Here is a 1,648-nt window from a genome sequence, read left to right as displayed (position 1 = left end):
GCGCCGACCACGATCCACTCCGGGATGGGGTGTCGCTCCTCGCCCATCTGCTCGTAGATCGACTCGGCGATGTTGTTGTTGCCGCGCCAGTCGGTGGCGCGCTCGGCGTTGGTGAATTGGTCCAGGTAATGGCCGCCGGTGTCGCGCGCGACGCGCTCGGCCTCGGCGTACACCTCGCCCGAGTCATGCACGAAATGGCAACGGCCGCCTTGGGATTCGATCAGTGCCACCTTGGATGAGCTGGTGGACGCCGGCATCACGGCGACGAACGGCAGGCCCAGCAGGGCCGCGAAGTAGGCCTCCGACACCGCCGTCGACCCCGAGGACGCCTCGACGACCGTGGTGCCCTCGTTGATCCACCCGTTGCAGAGTGCATACAGAAACAGCGACCGCGCCAACCGGTGCTTGAGGCTGCCGGTGATATGCGTCGACTCGTCCTTGAGGTACAGCGCGACGTCGACGCCCGTGTCCCAGGCCGACGGCAGCGGATACCGGAGCAGGTGGGTGTCGGCGCTGCGCCGGGCGTCGGCGTGGATGAGCCGGATCGCGTTGTCCGTCCAGTCTCGTGGCAGGGTGCGGACCGCGATCCGCGCCCGATCGCTCAACGCACCGAAGCTGTTGGCTGCGAACGGCTCAGGTCGCTGGTGGCATCACGGTCACCCATCGGGGTGGCGATCAGAGTCAGCAGGGTCGCCTCGGGCCTGCAGCAGAATCGCACCGGCGCGAACGGCGAGGTGCCGATGCCCGCGGACACGTGCAGCTGCATGTTGGCGCCCCACCGCGACGGTCCCTTGGCGCGGGAGCGGTCCAGGCCGCTGTTGGTCACCAGGGCGCCGTAGAACGGCAGGCATAGCTGCCCGCCGTGGGTATGCCCCGCCATCACCAGCTGGTAGCCGTCGGCGGCGAAGCGGTCCAGCACCCGCGGCTCCGGGGAATGGGTCAGCCCCAGGCGCAGGTTCGCGGCCGGGCTCGCCGGCCCGGCGATCGTGTCGTAGCGGTCCCGGTCGATGTGCGGGTCGTCGACGCCCGCGGCGGCGATGTGCAGGCCGGCCACCTCGAATTCGCGGCGGGTGTGGGTGAGGTCGAGCCAGCCGCGTTCGGTGAACGCCGCCCGCAGGTCCTGCCAGGGCAGCGGCTCGCCGCGGACCCGATGCGACGGGTTGGTGAGGTAGTTCAGCGGGTTCTTCAGGCGCGGCCCGAAGTAGTCGTTGCTGCCGAAGACGAAGACGCCCGGCCGCGACAGCAGGTCGCCCAGGGTCTGCACCACCGCGGGCACCGCCTTGGGGTGCGCCAGGTTGTCGCCCGTGTTGACCACCAGGTCGGGCTCCCAAGCGGCCAGCTCGCGCAGCCAGGCCTGTTTGCGGCGCTGTGTCGGCAGCATGTGGAGGTCGCTGATGTGCAGCACCCGCAGCGGCGTGGACCCCGGCGACAGGACGGGCATGGTGATCTCGCGCAGCACGAACGCGTTGCGCTCGACGAAGGCGGCATAACCGATGCCGGCCACGGTCGAGCCGAGCGCGACCGCGCCGGTGCGCATCAGGACGGGCATAACTTCAGCCATGCAGGCAGCCTACTGCCGGTTGGCTTCTGGCCGCGGGTACCCGGCGCCACGATCCCCGCGCGCCTAGGGGGGCGGTGGGCCGCCCGG

At 70.4% G+C, this 1,648-nt stretch carries 2 protein-coding genes; both read right to left on the bottom strand.

The window, feature by feature from the left end:
* On the bottom strand, positions 1–605 hold a 605-nt coding region (locus tag A5673_RS01740), incomplete at its 3' end, for a pyridoxal-phosphate dependent enzyme (protein ID WP_156747761.1).
* On the bottom strand, positions 602–1,561 hold the full coding sequence (locus A5673_RS01735; protein WP_068226786.1) for a metallophosphoesterase: 960 nt from the start codon (positions 1,559–1,561) through the stop codon (positions 602–604). The genes A5673_RS01740 and A5673_RS01735, both read right to left, overlap by 4 nt.
* Positions 1,562–1,648: the final 87 nt, after the last annotated feature.

Origin of the sequence: Mycobacterium sp. E3198 (assembly GCF_001667015.1) — a bacterium.
Taxonomy (GTDB): Bacteria; Actinomycetota; Actinomycetes; order Mycobacteriales; family Mycobacteriaceae; genus Mycobacterium.
This window is presented reverse-complemented; position numbering and strand designations above follow the sequence as displayed.

Excerpts from the sequence above, each read along its gene's own strand:
- A5673_RS01735 (WP_068226786.1), bottom strand. The coding sequence starts at position 1,561 with ATGGCTGAAGTTATGCCCGTCCTGATGCGCACCGGCGCGGTCGCGCTC.